Below are 21,312 nucleotides of genomic sequence, written 5' to 3'. Positions count from 1 at the left end.
CTGCACCGTTCCCCGCGACCGCGGGGATGAACCGGGAGAAGGTATCCAGCAGTCTGCGTTTCAATTCCCGTTCCCCGCGACCGCGGGGATGAACCGGGGCTGACCGTCGCCGACCTGATCAGACGATACCGTTCCCCGCGACCGCGGGGATGAACCGGTACCCAGCGCGCGCATCGGCGGCAGCAGCCTCCGTTCCCCGCGACCGCGGGGATGAACCGACGTAGTTATTCGGGATGGAGCCGAACTGCGACCGTTCCCCGCGACCGCGGGGATGAACCGCGCCGGGCACCGTGCCGCAGCGTTCCGGTACTCCGTTCCCCGCGACCGCGGGGATGAACCGACTTTTTGCAACTTCTTCGATTCCAACTTGCGCCGTTCCCCGCGACCGCGGGGATGAACCGATGCGCGGCCTGTCTTCTTTGACGAAATCGCGCCGTTCCCCGCGACCGCGGGGATGAACCGTGAACCCACATTGACGCTTGATACCGCGCCGTACCGTTCCCCGCGACCGCGGGGATGAACCGGTACAGCGTTACGTCGGTTCCTTCTTGCGGGGCCCGTTCCCCGCGACCGCGGGGATGAACCGGTTCGACGTATTGCGCGTCGCTTATTACTTCGCCGTTCCCCGCGACCGCGGGGATGAACCGTGTCGCAGCTAAAACCCGCGTCGCAACTTGCCCCGTTCCCCGCGACCGCGGGGATGAACCGTTGTCGGCGAACTTCCGCGATTCCGCTTTGGACCGTTCCCCGCGACCGCGGGGATGAACCGCAGATCAATGAATTTCAGTCACCGACGGAGTTCCCGTTCCCCGCGACCGCGGGGATGAACCGCGGTTGAACCCGCACATCACGCCGCAGCTGCGCCGTTCCCCGCGACCGCGGGGATGAACCGGCTTTCCCAGGGCTGAGTCGCGGTGTCGTCAACCGTTCCCCGCGACCGCGGGGATGAACCGCGCTGGGCGGCGCAGGTTCGCCCGGACGTGATCCGTTCCCCGCGACCGCGGGGATGAACCGCACCTGTACGGCCCATCGGTCGACCAGGTATTCCGTTCCCCGCGACCGCGGGGATGAACCGTCACGTTTTGTCCTTGGTCATGCGGCCATCGGCCGTTCCCCGCGACCGCGGGGATGAACCGCTCTTGTTACGCCGCATTCGCCGGCATTGAGACCGTTCCCCGCGACCGCGGGGATGAACCGGCGCTGCTGGACGCGGAAACCTGGCTGACCGCCCGTTCCCCGCGACCGCGGGGATGAACCGTCGGCCGGAATGGATGACGAAGAGGCGCGCACCCGTTCCCCGCGACCGCGGGGATGAACCGCCATTTACTTGGTCCTTGCCATATCGGTCTGCACCGTTCCCCGCGACCGCGGGGATGAACCGATCACCGATGCCAAGCGCAAATCCGAGGATGCCCGTTCCCCGCGACCGCGGGGATGAACCGGCTCGCCACCGCTCGCCATACAGCGCAGCGAACCGTTCCCCGCGACCGCGGGGATGAACCGCTGCGGATCTGACCCAAAGCGGCTGGTACTGGCCGTTCCCCGCGACCGCGGGGATGAACCGGATTTTCTCGGGCTGTCGGCCTACGAACGGATCCGTTCCCCGCGACCGCGGGGATGAACCGACACTAGCCGATACGCCGCGCGAGCGGATGAACCGTTCCCCGCGACCGCGGGGATGAACCGGTCAGTTGGCCATCAAGACCGCCCGCGGTGCCCCGTTCCCCGCGACCGCGGGGATGAACCGGCGCCGATGAGGCGTGCCATCACCGCCGTCCCCCGTTCCCCGCGACCGCGGGGATGAACCGTCACCCAGCTTCAGGCGGTCTATCGCGAAACACCGTTCCCCGCGACCGCGGGGATGAACCGCATTCGAGTCGCTGTTGAATACCGCCAAGACCCCGTTCCCCGCGACCGCGGGGATGAACCGACGCTCAAGGGCACGTTTGCCGAGCTCAACGCCCGTTCCCCGCGACCGCGGGGATGAACCGACCATCGCCAGGCGGATCACCGAAATCACTCGCCGTTCCCCGCGACCGCGGGGATGAACCGAACCCTGAAATCGTCACCCTCACTGTCGGTCAACCGTTCCCCGCGACCGCGGGGATGAACCGCCGCTACCGGCTGGTCGACGACGGCAACGGCGCCGTTCCCCGCGACCGCGGGGATGAACCGCAGATCGTTGAGCGAATGCTCGTGCTGGCCGTACCGTTCCCCGCGACCGCGGGGATGAACCGCACGCCCGATCATCGACGGCGCCGAGTCCTTTGCCGTTCCCCGCGACCGCGGGGATGAACCGTCAGCAGGACGAAGACGCCGTCGAGGCGTTCTCCGTTCCCCGCGACCGCGGGGATGAACCGTACTGGAGCCACGCGAAGCCGGGCGAGTACTGCCCGTTCCCCGCGACCGCGGGGATGAACCGTCCTGGAGCCACGCGTGGCCGGGCGAGTACTGCCGTTCCCCGCGACCGCGGGGATGAACCGCGCGGCGCACGCTCGAGCTGCTGCCACACCTGCCGTTCCCCGCGACCGCGGGGATGAACCGCCGTATCGGCTTGCTGCTGCTGGGGTTTGGCGCCGTTCCCCGCGACCGCGGGGATGAACCGCCGTTCAATGGTACCAACAAGGCCGTCTACAACCGTTCCCCGCGACCGCGGGGATGAACCGGTGTTCGATCCGCTGCAGTGCGGTGTTGAAGCCCGTTCCCCGCGACTGCGGGGATGAACCGGTCGGCACGTACAGCACGTCGATGGTTTTCATCCGTTCCCCGCGACTGCGGGGATGAACCGCTTGGTCAATCTCACCTCCCGATACGACTGGCCCGTTCCCCGCGACTGCGGGGATGAACCGTAATAGCCGGTCTTGATACCAGTGCCGGATAACCGTTCCCCGCGACTGCGGGGATGAACCGGCGATCGTACTGACGACCACCGAGACCGTCCCCCGTTCCCCGCGACTGCGGGGATGAACCGTGCAGATCACCGGCCGGCTGTCGTTCACCCGCCCGTTCCCCGCGACTGCGGGGATGAACCGATGACGATCAGCCGATCGTCAGGCTCTACCAGCCGTTCCCCGCGACTGCGGGGATGAACCGTCCTTGCCGTGCATCGAATCGCGCCGGATCAGCCGTTCCCCGCGACTGCGGGGATGAACCGGGCTTCGATTTCGCGGGCCCGCTCACCCCGCCCCGTTCCCCGCGACTGCGGGGATGAACCGATCAGCAAGGTGCCCAGCGCGCGCATCGGCGGCCGTTCCCCGCGACTGCGGGGATGAACCGATTGTCCCGATCCGTCGAGCGTACATCGTGCTCCGTTCCCCGCGACTGCGGGGATGAACCGGTCATCCGCTATTTGGGCTGGTGCGCAATCATCCGTTCCCCGCGACTGCGGGGATGAACCGCAGCTTAGGTGGTGTCGTCACAAGATGCGCGCCCAGATCGCAATGCAGCGAATCTGGACTGCCGCCAGGAATGACGCCGCATTCTTGGCATAGCGCGTGGCGATGCCTCGCCAGCGTTTGAGCTGCAAAAACGCATTTTCAACCAGATGCCGGTGGCGATACAGCGCCGCATCGTGTTCACGCGGCGCCTTACGGTTGCGGTGCGACGGAATCACCGTTCTCATGCCTTGCGCCGAGGCCTGAGCAACGATGGCGTCGCTGTCATAGCCACGATCAGCCAGCAGGTATTCCGCGCTCAAGCCGTCAATCAACGCGCCGCCCTGGGTGCAGTCCGCCGTCGTGCCCGAGGTCACCAAGACCCGCACCGGCATGCCGTGCGCGTCCACCGCCAAGTGCAGCTTACTGTTTAGCCCCCTTTGGTCACCCCCATTGCCTGATTGCCGCCGCGTGCGCCGGCGGCATGCGGATGCACCTTGGCATGCGTGGCGTCGATCATCAGCCATTCGAAATCCGGATTGGTGATCAGCGCTTCAAGCAGGTGTGCCCAGACGCCCTTGTCACGCCAGCGACAAAAGCGGCGGTGGGTGTTCTTCCAGTCGCCATAATCGGGCGGCAAATCGCGCCATGGGGCGCCGGTACGCAAAATCCAGAACACGGCGTTGAGGAACAGGCGGTTATCTCTGGCCCGGCCGCCCCAGGCGCCGTGGCGACCGGGCAGGAGCGGTTCGAGCAAAAGCCACGTTTGATCAGGAAGGTCGTGGCGGCGGTGTACCAGGCGCTTGGTCGGCGGTGTGCTTGTCATGGCGGCAGCATACACACTCGCCAATCACTCGTGACGACACCATCTAGGCCGCAGCAAAACGACCCAACCTCTGTGGTGCTACTGCGTGGCTAACGCCGAGGGTCAGGGGGCAGTGCGCGAAACCCCTTGCTGCAATGTGTGGGGGCAACTTGCCTTTGATGCCCGGAAATGCATCAAGGGCTTACAGATTCATCATCTGTAAGCCCTTGATTTTACTGGTGCCGACGGCAGGGATCGAACTCGCGACCCCCTGATTACAAGTCGGTTGCAAGTCTCTTGCCGCACATGAAGATGCCAATAAAAACAATATGTTGCCATACCCTGAGCTACTTAAGCTTACTGGATTTTGCTGCATTTAGTGCAGCAAAATTGCAGCAGGAAATGGTTATGCCCTGGTATGGGAGGAGGGGGACTCGAATTCCCGTTAGGAGAAACGAAGGATTTGCCAAAAGAGCCACTTCGTATATGAAAATGTGGATTCGGTCGACCCCAGTCGGACAGGTCAGGCACGGTCAGCCGAGGCTTGAGCACCGTTACTCGTCCGATTTTCTCCTCGGTTTGCTCGCGCGTTGTCGTGGCTTGGCCTCCCGGGTCAACATGAGCGGATTGATGGTTGCCACGGGAGCGATGGTATCCAGCCAACTCTGGCGGCCAAGGGCTCGAACCACCAAGAGGAGTGTGCGCAGTGAAGAACCGTTCCCGCTTTCGAGGTTTCGCAGGGCGCGCACGCTGACACCGGCACGTTCGGCAACCCGAAGCGGAAATCTTTGTTCCAGAGATGCCCGTTTTCCGGCAGCCAAACGCCCCCCTTCGCTCTGCGTCAGCCCTTGAATCCCAGTCCATAGCCGCAGAAAAGGTAGTGACTGGTTGCTTCCCGGTCGCTAAACTAGCTATTCATATTGCTATTCAAGATTCTATTCATCGCCATGGCTCAACACCCTGAAACCGTCCGCCAGTTGCTCGGTCAAGGACCGCAGACTTCGCGCCAACTCGTTGACACTGCGGGTATTAGCCAGCCGACGGTGTCGCGCGCACTGGCTACGCTGGGCCATGAGGTGGTTCGCATCGGGGTCGGCTCCGCTATTCAATACGCCCTGCGGGACTCGTCTCGTGGCTTCGCGTCGGCACCTATTTTCCGTGTCAGCGAGGAAGGGCAGATTCGGGAGCTTGGTGTTCTCGTTCCTGTTCGCCCGGACGGGTTTGTCATGGTGCAGGCCGACGGCGTGGCCCGTCATAGCGACGGGCTGCCCTGGTGGCTATTCGATATGCGGCCTCAGGGTTATCTTGGCCGGGCTTACGCATCGACGCATGCCGCCGGACTCGGCTTACCTGCAAACCCGGAACACTGGAGCGACCCTGACGTCATCAGGGCGCTGCTTGCGCAGGGCCATGACGCCATCGGCAACCTGCTTGTTGGCGAGGTCGCGCGCGCCCGGTTTATGGATATGCCGGCGCCAACCCCGGCTGACCGGGAGGTTGACTACCCCGCGCTGGCTCTGGCTGCGGGTGCCGGTGAGGTGGCGGGTTCGTCTGCCGGTGGCGAACAGCCGAAGTTCTGCACCTATACCGCACGCGGTCATGTATTGGTGAAGTTTTCGGCGCCGAACGATAACCCGGTCAGCGAGCGATGGCGTGACCTCCTGCTTGCCGAGCACCAGGCGCTCTCGGTGCTTGGCGTCGAAACGGAGGTTTTCGATTTCGGCGGTCAGCGATTTCTTGAAGTACCGCGATTCGACCGCGTCGGGCCGCTCGGCCGTATTGGCGTGGTTTCGCTACGCGCACTCGACGCGGAGTTCGTCGGCGATGCGTCGGCAGCCTGGCCGTCACTGGTAAGCCGCCTTGCCGTTGATGGCAATGTCGGTGCGGATGCCGTCAATGGCGCCGCTAGGCTTTGGGCATTCGGAACACTCATCGGCAATACGGACATGCACGCGGGAAACCTGTCGTTTATCGGCAGCCACGGTCGCCCGTATCAGCTCGCGCCAGCCTACGATGTGCTGCCGATGGGGTTTGCCCCCAGAAGTAGCGGCGCAATCGGCGATACGCTTCCGCCGGCTTCACTGTCAGCTGTGGTCGACGGTGAGACTTGGCGCGAGGCGCTGCATCTGGCTGAACGCTTCCTAGGCCTAGTCGGCGAATGCGATGGCTTCTCTGGCAGCTTCTCTCCTTGCATTGAAGCGCTACGCCGGCACATTGAAGAGGCGGCATCCCGCATCGCCCGGTTGGGATAACCCCCCCCTCCGGCAGATTGTCGATATTGCTCATTAGCGCAAGCATCGTTCGGATGCCCTGTTTGTGGTGTATGCATCAGCAACGTCAAGGGTGCAGCGAATTCATGTTCGCGCATCAGGTGGTCTGTCCCTATACGGAAGGACACTAACTTAAGGTGGATAATCGCCACCAAGGAGTGTTCATGACCCAAATCCGCCGTACCTTTCCCGAGTCCTTCAAGCGGGAAGCTGTTGAGCAAATCCTGGCTGGCACGCCGCTACGTCACGTGGCGCAGGCCTTCGGCATCACCGAAGGCCTGCTGGGCAAATGGAAACGCCAGTTTCTGCTCAAGGGCATGGATGCCTTTCCTGGTCATGGCAAGCAACTGGGCGAAGCAGCCGAACTCAAGCGTCTGCGCGATGATCTAGCACGCGTCACCATGGAGCGTGACGTCCTAAAAAAAGCGCTCGCCATCTTCTCGCAGCCCACGAAGTGAAGTACCGCGCCATTCAGGCGCTTGCTGAGCGTTATCCTGTTGCCGTCATGTGCCAGTTGTTCCGCGTCTCACGGAGCAGCTACTACGCTTGGCGCAACCGGCCGCCTTCGATGCGAGAGATGGCTAATCGCGTGCTGTTACGGGAAATCCGTCTGGTCCATGCCGAAGTCAACGGCATCTATGGGCATCGTCGGATACATGCGGAACTGGTCGCACAAGGCTTCGCCTGTGGCCGCCACCGTGTTGGCCGCCTGATGCGCCAAGGCGGGCTGAAGGTACGTTCCCGTAAACGGTGGCGACCTGTCCCGGTCAGCCAACACCTGCTTCCGGTGGCACCAAATCGGCTGGAACGGCAATTCGACGCATCCGGGATGAATCAACGCTGGGTGTCGGACATGACTTACATCCGTACTGACGAGGGCTGGCTGTATCTGGCTGTGGTGCTGGACTTGTATTCCCGCGCCGTGGTCGGCTGGGCAATGCACCATCGAATGCAGCAAGAACTGGTGCATGCTGCGTTGACGATGGCCGTTGCCAGACGGAAACCGGTGCGGGAGGTGCTACTGCATTCGGACCGAGGCAGCCAGTATTGTGCGTTTGATTACCAGATGTTGCTGAAACGGCACGGCATGGTGCCGAGCCATTCACGAGCGGGCAATTGCTGGGACAACGCTGCGATGGAAAGCTTCTTCCGGTCGTTGAAGGCGGAGCGGGTTTACTTGACCCGCTACCGGAGTCACGACGAGGCCCGCGCGGATATATTCGACTACATCCGATTTTACAATCATCGCCGCCGCCATTCGACGCTGGATTACCTGGCACCGGTCGAGTTTGAACGGCAGCATTCAGCGCTTAGCGCTTAATCCTCTGTCCTTCTGCATGGGGACAGACCAATCAACAGCGATACCAAACTGACTTGGGCTTGTGCCTACGGTCACAGCTGGCAAGCCAGGCCATCCTTGGTCAAACGTGGATCTTGGTGCCCGGAATGTGCACGAGCCGGTGGCAGGCGACGGCGTAGGTCCAAGGCCGGTGTCGTGCCAATCCTGTTGTGATTGCGATCGATGCCCAATGCCGCTGCATTGGTGCTCGTGCCCAAATTCACTGCATGCGTTAATCTACGTCTGACAAAAAATTGCAATATGACTGACGTGCTGTGAATGTTTGGTCATGATAGGGGAGAGGTACGAGTGGCCACACTCATTCCAAATCTGGGTAGTTGCCTCAGCCGGATGACGTCTGGTGAGAAGCGCTTTGCCCGTCGGCTGGAAGCACTGCTCGAAGATGACTATTTGTGCTGGTACGACGTCACCGTCGGCGTCAAACGGCGGCGCCCTGATTTCCTGGTGCTCAATCCCCATCGCGGCTTGCTGGCGCTCGAAGTCAAAGACTGGAAGATCGGCAGCATCGTCTCCGCTACTCCAACGATCATCCAAGCCGAGTTCAACGGGCGGATGGTCAAGGACGTCAATCCGCTGCTGAAGGCGCGTGATTTCATCAACGTCACCATCGATTTGCTCAAGCAGGACCCGCTGCTACTGCAGGGCCCAAGCAGCCGCTATGCCGGCAAGCTCTGTATGCCCTACGGCCACGGCCTGGTGCTGACCAACATCTCCAGGCGGGATTTCGAAGCTTCGGGCTTGGAAGAGGTGATGCCAGGGCATCTGGTGATCTGTCAGGATGAAATGACCGAGTCGGCGGAGGCCGAAGCGTTTCAGGAGCGGCTCTGGCACATGTTCCTGCACCCGTTCCCATGCACGCTCACCTTGCCGCAAATCGATCGCATCCGTTGGCACCTGTTCCCGGATGTCCGGATCGTGACGCGACAAGGCAGCTTGTTTGATCCACCCGAAGGGGCTGCGCCTTTGGTGCCAGACCTGATCCGGGTGATGGATGTGCAACAGGAACAACTTGCCCGCAGCCTCGGCGACGGTCACCGCGTGATCCATGGCGTTGCCGGTTCCGGCAAGACCATGATCCTTGGCTATCGAGCTGAGTTTCTGGCGCAGGCATCGCCTAAACCGGTGCTGGTGCTGTGCTTCAATCGTGCGCTGGCCCAGAAACTGACCGGCTGGATGGCCCACAAAGGGCTTTCTCAGAAGGTGAACGTCCGTACGCTGCACAGCTGGTGCAGCGACATGATCCGTACCTATCTACTCACTCGGCCTGCAGCTGGGCCAACCCAGTTCGCTGAACTGGTCCAGACCGTCATCGATGGCGTCAACCGTCGCGAAGTGCCGGCAGGCCAATACAGCGCCGTCCTGATCGACGAAGGACACGATTTCGAACCGGAATGGTTCCGCCTGATCGTGCAGATGGTCGATCCCAACACCAATGCATTGCTGGTGATGTACGACAGCGCACAGGACATCTACCAAAAGGCCCGCAAACGGCGCTTCAGCTTCGCCAGCGTCGGTATCCAGGCCCAAGGCCGCACCACGATCCTGAAGCTGAACTACCGCAATACCGCCGAGGTGCTGGGTGTCGCCTATGCATTCGCCAACGACCTGTTGACGGCGCAAGAGGCGGAAGACGATGGCGCACCGCTGATTGCTCCGCAAAGCGCCGGTCGTCACGGTCCCGAGCCAGAGTTCATCCAGCTGCCGACCTTCCACGACGAGGTAGGCTGTATCGCCGACAAGCTGCGGGCACATAACGAGGCGGGCACGCCACTGTGCGACATTGCAGTCCTGGTCTATCGCAACGCCCAAGTTGAGAAAGTCGTGGCCATGCTGAACCAGCAAGGCATCCCTGCTCGGGCAGGGCTGGCTGCCCCGACAGATACCGATACCGAACGTGTCAATGTCCTGACGCTGCACGCCAGCAAGGGGCTGGAGTTCGCCATGGTAGCCATTCCCGGGCTGGGCGAAATGCCCTATGCCAATCACGACGCCAATCAGCAGGCGCGTGTGCTGTATGTCGGCATGACGCGGGCGATGAACAACCTGCTGATGACGGCCAGTACGGAATCCGATTTCGCGGTCAAAGCGCGCCAAGCGTGTGAGCTCGTCGTTGCTTAATTTGAATCTCTAGACAATGGGCCGCTACGGCCTAGCTGTCGGGCTCATCAAGCAGAATGGTGTGAATGCTAGTTTCATAAAAACTTAACCCGTGTGTCATGCCGCTCTCATACCTTTTGAAGTGCGACCATATTGCATACCCAAAGGGTGGAGTTGCCGGGTGCCCGAGCAAAACGGAACAACCGGCGTTGAACATTCTTGGGAGACTGGCATACCAGTCGCCCAGTACGTTCGCATGTCCACCGATCATCAAAAGTACTCTACCGAGAATCAGGCAGTGGCGATCGCGGAATACGCACTCCGTCACGGCATGCAGATCATCAAGAGGTACGAAGACTCTGGAAAAAGTGGCCTGAATCTGAAGGGGCGTCGTGGCTTGCAAGCGTTGTTGCGGGACGTGAAGCAATCGCCTGTGCCGTTCCAGGCGGTTCTTGTTTACGACGTCACTCGCTGGGGGCGTTTCCCTGATCCGGACGAAGCGGCGGTCTACCAGCATGCTTGCAAGAGCCGTGGCGTTCAGGTGATTTACTGCGCGGAGCCATTCAATAATGATGGCTCACTGCCTTCAACAGTCTTCATCGGCATAAAGCGCAGCATGGCGGCGGAGTTCAGTCGTGAGTTGGGTGTAAAGGTATTTGCAGGCGCGTGCAATATCGTCCAGCATGGTTTTCGACAAGGTGGCGCGCCAGGTTTCGGGCTGCGGCGCCAGCTCGTCGATGAGAAAAACAACATCAAAGGTGTGTTATCTCGTGGCGAGCGGAAGAGCATTCAAACGGATCGGGTGATTCTGGTGCCGGGACCACCGGAAGAGATTGCGGTAGTCCACCGCATCTACCGACTCTTTTTGGAAGAAGGGCTTCCTGAGCGAGTTATCGCTTCAATCTTGAATCGTGAGGGGATTCTGTCTGATGCCAGCGTACCTTGGTCTCGTGGAACCATTCACCAAATTCTGACCAACGAGAAATACATCGGAAACAACGTCTACAACCGCACGTCCTTCAAATTGAAAGTTCGGCATGTGCGTAATCCACCGGAGCAGTGGATTCGCAAAGAAGCAGCATTCGAAGCGATCGTGCCAGTGCAGATGTTCATGCAGGCCCAAGCAATCATCGCTGCCCGGTCATTCCATCTGGATGATGGCCAGATGCTCGATATGTTGCGGCGAATCTTGGAACAGCACGGGGCGCTCTCAGGCATTCTGATCGACGAGGAGGACAATACGCCTTCCAGTTCGGCTTACCGTACTCGATTTGGTAGTTTGCTGCGGGCGTATCGTCTGGTTGGCTACAAGCCCAAACGAGATTATGCCTACCTGGAAATCAACCGGGCACTGCGCCGACGCCATCCGGAGCTGCTCGACGAAATCATTGAGGGTATCGGGCGTACAGGCGGATGGGCCGCGCGTGATAGTTCCACGGATTTGATCACGGTTAACGGTGAGTTCACCGTGTCATTGGTCATTGCACGTTGTAAATCTACTGCTGCAGGCTCTCATCGCTGGCGGATTCGTTTTGACACGAGTCTTCGTCCAGATATTACGGTGGTAGTACGCATGGATCCTTCCAATCAGTATGCGTATGACTATTACGTATTTCCTGCAATCGATTTTTCCGCAGAAAATTTACCAGTCTTAGAAGAAAACGGTTTCACGCTGGATGTCTATCGTACTGATTCTCTTGATGGCTTCTATCAAATGGCAGGACGAATTCCCCTCCGGGAGGTTGCATGACCGCTCCACCGTCGCACGTTGAGATGATTTCGATTGCGGATATTGCTGTTGTCAATCCTCGCGTACGTAACCCAAAAATCCACAAGACCATCACAGAAAGCATTGAACAGGTCGGGCTCAAGCGACCGATTACGGTGAGACGTATTCAACCGGGGGATGGTGCTTTGCCCTATGCATTGATCTGCGGCCAAGGGCGGCTTGAATCCTGCAAGATGCTGGGACAGACGCATATCGCGGCCATGGTGTTGGACGTTGATGAGGAAACTGGCCATGTCATGAGCATTGTGGAGAATGTTGCCAGGCGTACGCCACGTGCAGTAGAAACCATGGATCAGGTACGAGTGCTTAAACAGCGCGGCTATAGCGAAACAGAAATTGCAACCAAACTGGGTTACACCGCGTCTTGGGTCAACAATGTGGCCAACCTTCTGGAGCGCGGCGAGAAGCGGTTATTGGCTGCTGCAGAGGCCGGGATTATTCCATTGCACTTGGCTGCTAACATTTCGAGGGCCAGTGATAGCGAGGCGCAGCAATTATTGATGGATGCTTATGAGCAAGGGGAGCTTAAAGGCAAAAAGATATCCGTTGTTCGACAAATCCTTGAGCAGCGAGCTCGGAGTGGAAAGAAGGGAAATAACATTTTTGCTAAGGGTGTGGCTCGCAAGCAAATGACCCCTGATGAGTTGGCCAAGCTCTATCAGCGCGATGTCGAAATGCACCGTCGAATTCAGAAAAGAGCGGAGTACACACAGCAGTCCCTGCTGCTGGCCCAGCAAATTTTCAAGGAATTGTTTGCGGACAAGGACTTTTGCGCGCTGTTGAAGACGGAAAAACTTGTAACCGTTCCTCAGCCTCTGGCTAGCCTGCTTCCGCGCGGAGGATTGATGTGATGGCTGGAGTCACTTTGAAGCAGGTCCGTTTGGGGTTCGAACGCGATTGTGTCCAATTGCCATTGGATGCGCTTCATTATCCCATTTCGCTGCCGACCGGCATAAAGACATCGGTCAAATATCTTCAGATTCGTAGCTCGATACAAGTGATCGGCTTGGTCGAGCCAATCGTCATCACTCCTGACCGGGAGAAGCTAGGTACTTTCATTGTACTGGATGGCCGGATGCGGTTGGAAGCGTTGCGAGATTTGGGCGCGAAACAAGTGCTGTGTCTGATTTCAACGGATGATGAAGGGTATACCTATAACAAGCGGGTGAATCGTCTATCCGTTGTTCAAACACATCGAATGATTGTTCGTGCGGCAGAAAGCGGTGTTTCGGTGGAGCAGTTGGCGGAGGCGTTGGATTTATCGCCGAATTCTATTCGCGAGAAGTTCAGATTGCTCGATGGTATCTGCAACGAAGCAGCGACACTGCTCGCCGATAAACCGGCCACAGCTGGCATGTTTCGCATCCTTAAGCAGATGAAGCCATTTAGGCAAATCGACGTAGCCCAAGCAATGGTTAATCTTGATAACTACTCCGTCAAGCTGGCCACGGCGATGCTACAGGCTACATCTCCTGATCAATTGATAGAGAAAGCAGCATCCAAGATGCAGAACGCAGTTCCAGCGGAAGCCTTGCAGCGCCTAGAGCGTGAATTAGCGGCGGTACAGGCAGATACCCGTCTACTGGAAGAAGGGTATGGCCCGGCGAACTTGCAACTGGCTATCGTCAAGACGTATATCGGGAGCTCGTTACTGGAAAACGCAGCGATTGTTCGATGGCTGGCTAAGAATCGAGCCGAATATTTGCAGCAGCTTCAGCGTATTGCGGATATTAAAGCGCTTGCTATGCAGTAGGTCGGGGTGTCTGTAAAGAGAGGCAAAGAGAGTGCTTCGGAGAATTATGGGGAATCAACGAGCAAGCTCGCTTCAACAGCGTGAAATGCAAATCTAAAGGCAGATTCACGGGGCAACCTGGCATGCGTGTGTTCGTCTCCCGTGATGGTGGGCCAGTTTCTTGCTGCACTGTGCTCTCAACTGGCGCGTCAGCGTCTGTTCGATACTGTTGTTCTCCACGCACTGAGCATCATCCGATCTCGTTGTTCAGCACAACACAGAGGCGTTTCACGGCGGCAGGCCGGCACCACGTGTGCGTATGTGGTTGCGAAACCGGGTAAACGACGGGCAGACTCCCGGTATCCCTGAAAACACCATGGCACGAGCACGAAGCGCTCATGCCGGCATATCGTCTGCCGTCGACGCAAAACCCAGATCCAAGTGACCATGTCCCCACTGCAAACCCTGCTACACACCTTCCGTTCTGCCGCCGTCACCGAGCGCGAAAAAGGCACCTATTTCGAAGAGCTGATCGTCACCTACCTGCGCAACGAGGCGACCTACGCTGATCTGTACGCGAAGGTCTGGATGTACGCCGACTGGGCGAAGGAAATGGGGCTGGATGGCAACGATACCGGCATTGATCTGGTCGCGCAGACGCAGGGGACCGGCGAATATCACGCGATCCAGTGCAAGTTCTACGCCGAGGACTATCGCGTCCAGAAAGCCGACATCGACAGCTTTTTCACCGCCTCTGGCAAGAAGCCGTTTGCGCATCGCATCATCGTCACCACGACCAACAACTGGGGCGTGCACGCCGAGGATGCGCTGCGTGATCAGCAGCCCCCGGTTAGCAAGATCGACCTGTTCGACCTGGAAAACAGCCAGGTCGACTGGGCGCAGTATCAGCCCAAGACCGCACCAACGCTCAAGCCGAAAAAGCAATTGCGCGAACACCAGCAAAGCGCGCTCAAAGCCGTTGAAAACGGCCTTGCCACCGCTGAGCGTGGCAAGCTCATCATGGCCTGCGGCACAGGCAAGACCTTCACCAGCTTGAAGATCGCCGAGAAGCTGGCCGGCAAAGGCCAGCGCGTGCTGTTCCTGGTGCCATCGCTGTCACTGCTGTCGCAAACGCTGACCGAATGGACGCAGGAAAGCGATACCCCGCTGCACAGCTTTGCCGTTTGCTCCGACAGCGACGTCGGCAAGAAACGCAAGAAGGATGACGACGAAGTCCAGACCTTCACCCACGAGCTGCGCTACCCGGCCACGACCCAGGCCGACCGCCTCGCCACCGAAATGGCCAAGCGGCACGACGACGAACACATAAGCGTGGTGTTTTCCACCTACCACTCGATCGACGTGCTCAGCCGCGCCCAAAAAGAACATGGGCTGGCCGATTTTGACCTGATCGTCTGTGATGAAGCGCACCGCACCACCGGCGCCACCTTTGGCGATGACGACGAGTCGGCTTTCGTGCGTGTGCATGACAACAGCGACATCCGGGGCGGCAAGCGGCTGTATATGACCGCCACCCCGCGCATCTACGGCGAAAACGCCAAGGCCAAGGCCGATAGTGGCGATGTGGCGCTGTGTTCGATGGATGACGAAAGCCTCTACGGCAAAGAGTTGTTTGTCATCAACTTCTCCGAAGCCGTACAGCGGGAGCTATTGGTCGATTACAAGGTCATCGTCCTGACCATCGATGCCGACCATGTGATCGGCAAACTCGGTGATCTGCTCGGCAAAGCCAACGAGCTGAAAGTGGACGACGCAGCTCGTATCGTCGGTTGCTGGAAGGCGTTGTCGAAACAGGATACCGCCGACGATCTTGGGGGCGATGCGGAGCCGATGCGCCGCGCCGTGGCTTTTTGCCAAGTGATTGCACCCAGCGCCAAGGCCAAGAAGCATCAAGTCGCTTCCACCAACATCGCCAACTTGTTTGCCGACGTCGTGGAAGCCTACAAGGCTGAGACGTTCGACGACGATCTGCCGTCGGTCACACTCCGGTGCGAGGCTGAACACGTTGACGGTGGCATGAACGCCAGCCAGAAGGAAGAAAAGCTCTCCTGGCTCAAGGACGAGACGCCGGACAACACCTGCCGCATTCTCAGTAACGTGCGCTGCCTGTCCGAAGGCGTCGACGTGCCGGCATTGGATGCCGTGCTCTTCCTCACGCCGCGTAACTCGCAGGTGGACGTGGTGCAATCGGTTGGCCGCGTCATGCGCCGTGCCGAAGGCAAAAAGCGTGGCTACGTCATCCTGCCGGTGGTGATTCCGCCGGGCAAGGAAGCGCATGAAGCGCTGAACGACAACGACACCTACCGCGTCGTCTGGCAAGTGTTGCAGGCGCTGCGCTCGCACGACGACCGTTTCGACGCGATGATCAACAAGCTGCAGTTCGACAGCCGCGATCCGTCGAAAATGGAAGTCATCGCCATCACCGACAAGGTGGCCAAGCCCAGCCGCAAAGGCGGCAAGACGGGAGACGGCAACACCGCCGACCCGCGCCGCAAGACCGGCAAGGGCACGCATACCTTGGGCGAGACGCCAGAAGAGCGGCAAAAGCGCGGCGAGTTTAGCGGCGACGGTAATCTGCAATTCGAGATCGGTGAGATCGAGCGCGCCATCTACGCCAAGGTGGTGCAAAAGTGCGGCAACCGCCACCACTGGGAAGACTGGGCGAAAGACATCGCCAAGATCGCGCAGACGCACATCGCCCGCATCAACGGCATTCTGGCCGATTCGGCCAACGTCAGTGAACGCGCGGCTTTTAACGCTTTTGCTACCGAATTGCGCGACGACCTCAACGACAGCATCAGTGACGCTGAAATCGTCGAAATGCTTGCCCAGCACCTGATCACCAAGCCGGTGTTCGACGCGCTGTTCGCCGATTACTCGTTTGCCAGCAACAACCCGATGAGCCAGGCCATGCAGGCGGTGCTTGACGTGCTGCACGAACACCATCTGGCCAAGGAGGCCGACACGCTGGAGCGCTTCTACGCCAGCGTGAAAACGCGCGCCGAGAATATCCAGAGCATGGATGGCAAGCAGAAAATTGTCGTCGAGCTGTACGACAAATTCTTCCGCAACGCCTTCCCACGCATGACCGAGCGCCTCGGCATCGTCTACACCCCGGTCGAAGTTGTCGATTTCATCATCGAGAGCGTCAACCACCTGCTACACACCGAGTTCGGCCAGACGCTCGGCAGCGACGGTGTACACATCATCGACCCGTTCACTGGTACCGGCACCTTCATCACCCGGCTGATGCAGCTGGGGCTGGAAAAAGGCTACTTCACCCCGGAACAGTTGCAGCGAAAATATCGTGGACAAATCCACGCCAACGAAATCGTGCTGCTCGCTTACTACATCGCTGCCATCAACATTGAGGCCGTCTATCACGGCCTGGTCGGTGGCGAGTACCGGCCTTTTGAAGGCATCTGCCTGACCGACACCTTCCAGATGTACGAAAAGGACGATCTGGTCGATCAACTGCTAGTGCAAAACAGCGCTCGCCGCAAAAAGCAGAAGGCGCTCGATATTCGCGTAATTATTGGCAACCCGCCGTATTCTGCGGGGCAAGATAGTGCGAATGACGATGCGGCTAATCTTGATTACCCGCATCTTGATCAGCGAATTTCGCAAACCTATATTACTCGCTCACAAGGTAAAGGCGGGAAACGCTCGTCCTACGATAGCTATATCCGTGCCATTAGATGGGCATCTGATCGACTCGGCAATAGCGGGATAATCGGTTTTGTTTCTGGATCCGGATTTGTGGAAAAGCCCGCTATGGATGGGATGCGTAAGTGCCTTGCCGAGGAATTTACCAACCTCTACATCTTCAATCTACGCGGTGACATTCGTAAAAACATGTTGAGCAAGGGCAAGGCAAAGGAAGGGCAGAACATTTTTGGTAGCGCCAGTATGACGGGTATTGCCATCTCTTTATTGGTGAAGAACCCGAAGGCAAAGCAATACGGTCAGATTTTCTATCACAATATTGGCGATAATTTAAGCACGGCGGACAAGCTGGAGCGCATCAGCGCCTTAACCAGCATTGCAGGCATCAACACTGTTAATGGCTGGGCACCCATCACTCCTGACCAGTACGGAGATTGGCTGAGTCAGCGCGATGATAGTCTTTCGCAATTTTTGCTAATTGGGACAAAAAAAACCTCTAACGAGACTGTTTTATTTCAAATGTTGTCGAATGGAGTAGTAAGTAATCGAGATGCGTGGGTTTACTGCCACTCAAAGGAGCAGCTTTCCAAGCAATGTCGCGAAATGATTGCGTTCTATAATTGTGAAGTAGATCGATATAAAGAATATCGAGGCAGCAATAACGAAATTGTTGATGTACAGGATTTTGTCAAAAAAGACACCGCTCAGATAAGCTGGGGCGGGGGTAATTGGCAAGCCAAGTTTGCAAAAGGCATAAAAGAGAGGTTTGAAGAAAGCTGCATTTCACGCTCGCTTTACCGACCATTTGCAAAGATTTGGCATTACGGTGGTAGTACATTCAATCATAGTTTTTATTCAATGCCGCGAGTTTTTCCAACCCCATCTGATATTAACTTTGTAATTTGTATTTCTGGGGTTGGTGCAAGAAGTGGATTTTCTGTTTTGATAACAGACACCATGCCGAACCTGCACACTCTGGATACAGGGCTGTGCTTTCCTTTCTATATGTATGAGTCCGCTGATGCAGACCAGCTTGCCGGCGGTGGCACCAATCCTAATGGGGATTTGTTTGCAGCCAAGGAAGGCTCGCAAGCCCATGCCCGCTACACCCGCCGCGATGCAATCACCGACGAAGGGCTGGCGCACTTTGCTGCTGCCTATCCCGGCGAATCCATCGGCAAGGAGGATGTGTTCTATTACGTCTACGGCCTGCTGCACTCGCCGGACTACCGCGAACGCTACGTCGACAACCTCGCCAAGGAGCTGCCGCGCATCCCGCGCGTGAAGATCTTTGCCGACTTCCGTGCCTTTTCTGGCGCCGGTCGCGCGCTGGCCGAATTGCACCTGAACTACGAAACCGTGGCGATGTACCCGGCGGACATCATCGGCGATACCGGCGAGTCTGGCTGCTACCGCGTCGAGAAAATGAAGTATGCCAAGAACGGCAAGGACAAAGACCTGAGCACGCTGATCTACAACGACCAGATCACCGTCCGGGGTATCCCGGTGGCTGCGTATGAGTACGTCGTCAACGGCAAGCCTGCGCTCGATTGGGTCGTCGATCGCCAGGGCGTATCCACGCACAAGGACAGCGACATCGTCAACGACGCCAACGACTGGGCGACCGAAACGATGGGCAACCCGCGCTACCCGCTGGAGCTGTTCCTGCGCGTCATCACTGTCAGCCTGGAAACCATGAAAATCGTCAACGCGCTGCCGAAGCTGGATATCCTGACCGATCAGGACGCATCCCATCAGGAGTCAGGCGCATGATCGTCGGCATCACCATCCGCAACTTCAAAGGCATCCGCGAGCTGGTCGATTTGCCGCTGGCGGATTTTCATGTGCTGGTCGGCCCCAATGGCGTGGGCAAGACGACCTTTCTGGATGCGGTGGATTTCGTTCGGGATTGCCTGGTCAACGGGCCGCTCAGCGCGGTGGAATCCCGCCATATCGCCGACTTCAACGACTTGACCTGGATGCGCCGGGGCGGCGTGATCGAGATTGGTCTGAAGCTGGATTTGTCCGCCCAGTATCCGGAGCTGACCGACAAGCTGCTCGATTACCGACTGGCACTGCGGCTGGATGAACGGTTGGGGGTGTGCATTGACGACGAGTTACTGACGCTCCATTCGTTCCATGTTCTACGGGCCGGAGAGCCGCTGGGAAGCAGCCGCAGCAAGCCACGCCGTTTGCTCGGCAAGACCAGCAAGGGCACCGATTTCTACGCGCGTGAAAGGGGAACGTATCAGGACTCGTTCAATTTCGGCCTGGATAAGCTCGCGCTGGCGCTCACGCCGCCGGATGAAGAACGTTACCCTACTGCCAACGCAGTCCGTCGCTTCCTGATGCAAGGCGTGCGTTACATCCAGCTCGATAGCCCGGCGATGCGGCTTCCTTGTCCTGCGACCCGTTCCACTGATCTGGAGCTGGATGGCTCGAATCTGGCGCGTGTGGTGGGGCGTTTGCTGGAAAACCGGGATGCGCCCGGTGCCTGGACAAAAGACGTTTTCCGCAAGGTGGCCGGAGAGACTGGCAATGCCAGCCCGCGCTGGCCGGAACCGGATAGCCCGGTCGCACATTGGGTCAGTCACTTACGCTATGCCTTGCCGGACCTGACCGAGATCGGTTGGGCGCGGCGAGAAGCCGATAACGCCGAGTACCTTTTGCTTCGTTACGAAAGTGGTCTGGAAGCGCCCAGCTGGGTATTGAGCGATGGCACGCTGAGAATGCTGGCGCTAACGCTGCCTGCTTTCCTGCCACCAGAGGCCGCCGTTTACATGGTGGAAGAGCCGGAAAATGGCGTTCACCCCAAGGCGCTGGAAATCATCCTGCGATCGCTCACGAGCATTCCAGGTGCGCAAATGCTGCTGGCGACGCATTCGCCGTTTGTGGTTCAGCATTGCGGTGCGAAGCCACTGCTGTGCTTCAGCCGGGACGAGCAGGGCACACGTATCACTCCCGGCGAGCAACACCCCATGCTGGAAAACTGGGATGGCGCGCCTGATCTGGGCATTGTCTTCGCCGCCGGGGTGCTGGAATGAAAGACCTGCTGGTGTATGTGGCGGACGCAGACGCCGAGGCGTTTCTATGCTCCGTGTTGGCCAAGCCACAGGCTTTGGGCGTTCGTCCATTCAGCTTCGAGATCATGCGCAACCCGCAACGGGATGCCGGCATGGTCAATACCGGCGCCGAGCTGGCGCGGATGCAGAAAGGCAAATTCGGCAAGGCGCTGCTGCTGTGGGATCACCACGGCTCAGGACGGGACAAACGGCAAGACGCGGCAAGCGTAGCAGCTGAAATTCAGAACAAGTTGGATAGTTACACCTGGAGCGGCAACAGCGCGGTGACCGTCCTCGTTCCAGAGCTGGAAGAATGGTTATGGCACTGCGAGTCGGCGCTGGTGGCGCATTGCCGGATCAGCCCGCAGCAGTTGCAGCAGTGGATTGACGAGCACGCAGTCAATCAGAAACAAAATCCTGCCGAGCTGAAAACTAGCCAGCCCAAAGAACTGTTCGAGCATATCGTCAAACAAAAGCTCCGAAAAACCATTTCCCCACGCGACTTTGAAGAAATTGGCAAGAGAGCGGGCATCAAAGGTCTGGAAGCCTGCCCGTCCTTTGCCAGTATTTGTGCCTGTTTGCGTAACTGGTTTCCGCTGTAGAAAGGTTGTCCTTATACGCATTCTGGTTTTGTGCTGGTGTAGCCCGACTTTAGATCACCAGCCGATGATTGCCGATCTTGGGGATGAAAGCAGAGCGGTGAAGTAAAAAAGAAGAAGCCCCCGGCCCGCGAAGGGCCGGAGGATGATGTTGCTTGGTTGAATTGGCGGCGTGGTCTGATCAGCCAGCCTGCTGGCCGGCTTGGCACTTAATTTTTCCATTCTCCCGATAAGCCGCGACGGACAAGAGCATGGTGGTTAAGACTCACGACTGAAGCTATCTTCATGAGAAGAATCATGTTGATAATGTTTTTTCATCCATTCAACAAGCCCATATGCTGCGAAGCCGTACACCACTACGGCGCCGATATATCTGAACATTTGAAATCTCCATTGACGATGGCTGTTGCTGCCAGCCGTTGAGCACCCACTTGGCGACCGCCAGCACATTGACGAGCTGCGCTGCGCCAGCCTTGAGCAGTTCGGTCAAGGTCGAGCGCCAGCCCCCGGCCCGCAAGGGGCCGGAGGGGATGTCGC

Annotated in this window: 12 protein-coding genes, 1 pseudogene and 1 CRISPR repeat array (1 of these 14 only partly in view); of the genes and pseudogenes, 11 read left to right on the top strand and 2 right to left on the bottom strand. The window is 58.6% G+C overall.

What is annotated here, in order from left to right; translation table 11 throughout:
- A CRISPR array of direct repeats spans positions 1-3,398; the repeat unit is 29 nt; unit sequence CCGTTCCCCGCGACCGCGGGGATGAACCG; it reaches 3,479 nt to the left of the window's first position.
- Between the two features lie 17 nt (positions 3,399-3,415).
- Positions 3,416-4,200: pseudogene (locus JLC71_RS07880) on the bottom strand (IS5 family transposase).
- A 926-nt stretch (positions 4,201-5,126) separates the two neighbouring features.
- On the opposite strand from JLC71_RS07880, the gene yjjJ reads away from it, so the two are divergent.
- The 11 genes from yjjJ to mads4 all read left to right on the top strand — a co-directional run bounded on the left by yjjJ (position 5,127) and on the right by mads4 (position 20,778).
- A complete protein-coding gene (gene yjjJ / locus JLC71_RS07875) occupies positions 5,127-6,431 on the top strand; it encodes a type II toxin-antitoxin system HipA family toxin YjjJ (protein WP_200918184.1) in 1,305 nt (434 codons plus the stop codon).
- Between the two features lie 182 nt (positions 6,432-6,613).
- Positions 6,614-6,907 (top strand): transposase, encoded by a 294-nt coding sequence (locus JLC71_RS07870; protein WP_200914865.1) that lies wholly within the window; start codon positions 6,614-6,616, stop codon positions 6,905-6,907.
- Complete coding sequence (locus tag JLC71_RS07865; RefSeq protein ID WP_200914866.1) at positions 6,904-7,770, top strand: IS3 family transposase; 867 nt, start codon at positions 6,904-6,906, stop codon at positions 7,768-7,770. Before JLC71_RS07870 ends, JLC71_RS07865 begins: the two co-directional genes overlap by 4 nt.
- A gap of 12 nt (positions 7,771-7,782) precedes the next feature.
- Entirely contained in the window at positions 7,783-7,962 is a 180-nt protein-coding gene (locus JLC71_RS16710; RefSeq protein ID WP_200918300.1) for a zinc-ribbon domain-containing protein, read from the top strand.
- 135 nt (positions 7,963-8,097) lie between these two features.
- Positions 8,098-9,927 (top strand): DEAD/DEAH box helicase, encoded by a 1,830-nt coding sequence (locus tag JLC71_RS07855; protein WP_200918183.1) that lies wholly within the window; start codon positions 8,098-8,100, stop codon positions 9,925-9,927.
- Positions 9,928-10,018: 91 nt separating this feature from the next.
- Positions 10,019-11,656, top strand: coding sequence for a recombinase family protein (locus tag JLC71_RS07850; protein WP_374757623.1), 1,638 nt, complete (start codon positions 10,019-10,021; stop codon positions 11,654-11,656).
- Positions 11,653-12,546, top strand: a complete 894-nt coding sequence (locus tag JLC71_RS07845) for a plasmid partitioning protein RepB C-terminal domain-containing protein (protein WP_200918181.1) — start codon at positions 11,653-11,655, stop codon at positions 12,544-12,546. Before JLC71_RS07850 ends, JLC71_RS07845 begins: the two co-directional genes overlap by 4 nt.
- Positions 12,546-13,448, top strand: a complete 903-nt coding sequence (locus JLC71_RS07840; RefSeq protein ID WP_200918180.1) for a plasmid partitioning protein RepB C-terminal domain-containing protein — start codon at positions 12,546-12,548, stop codon at positions 13,446-13,448. The genes JLC71_RS07845 and JLC71_RS07840 overlap by 1 nt, the downstream gene beginning before the upstream one ends.
- 426 nt (positions 13,449-13,874) lie before the next feature.
- Positions 13,875-18,887, top strand: coding sequence for a DEAD/DEAH box helicase (locus JLC71_RS07835; RefSeq protein ID WP_200918179.1), 5,013 nt, complete (start codon positions 13,875-13,877; stop codon positions 18,885-18,887).
- Positions 18,884-20,158, top strand: coding sequence for an AAA family ATPase (locus tag JLC71_RS07830; RefSeq protein WP_200918178.1), 1,275 nt, complete (start codon positions 18,884-18,886; stop codon positions 20,156-20,158). Before JLC71_RS07835 ends, JLC71_RS07830 begins: the two co-directional genes overlap by 4 nt.
- On the top strand, positions 20,155-20,778 hold the full coding sequence (gene mads4, locus JLC71_RS07825) for a methylation-associated defense system protein MAD4 (RefSeq protein ID WP_200918177.1): 624 nt from the start codon (positions 20,155-20,157) through the stop codon (positions 20,776-20,778). Before JLC71_RS07830 ends, mads4 begins: the two co-directional genes overlap by 4 nt.
- A gap of 319 nt (positions 20,779-21,097) precedes the next feature.
- On the opposite strand, the gene JLC71_RS07820 is transcribed toward mads4, so the two are convergent.
- Complete coding sequence (locus JLC71_RS07820) at positions 21,098-21,265, bottom strand: hypothetical protein (RefSeq protein ID WP_200918176.1); 168 nt, start codon at positions 21,263-21,265, stop codon at positions 21,098-21,100.
- Between the last annotated feature and the right edge of the window lie 47 nt (positions 21,266-21,312).

It is taken from the genome of Jeongeupia sp. HS-3 (genome assembly GCF_015140455.1).
GTDB lineage: Bacteria > Pseudomonadota > Gammaproteobacteria > Burkholderiales > Chitinibacteraceae > Jeongeupia.
The sequence above is the reverse complement of the archived record's forward strand: the minus strand, read 5'-3'. Positions and strand labels throughout refer to the sequence as shown.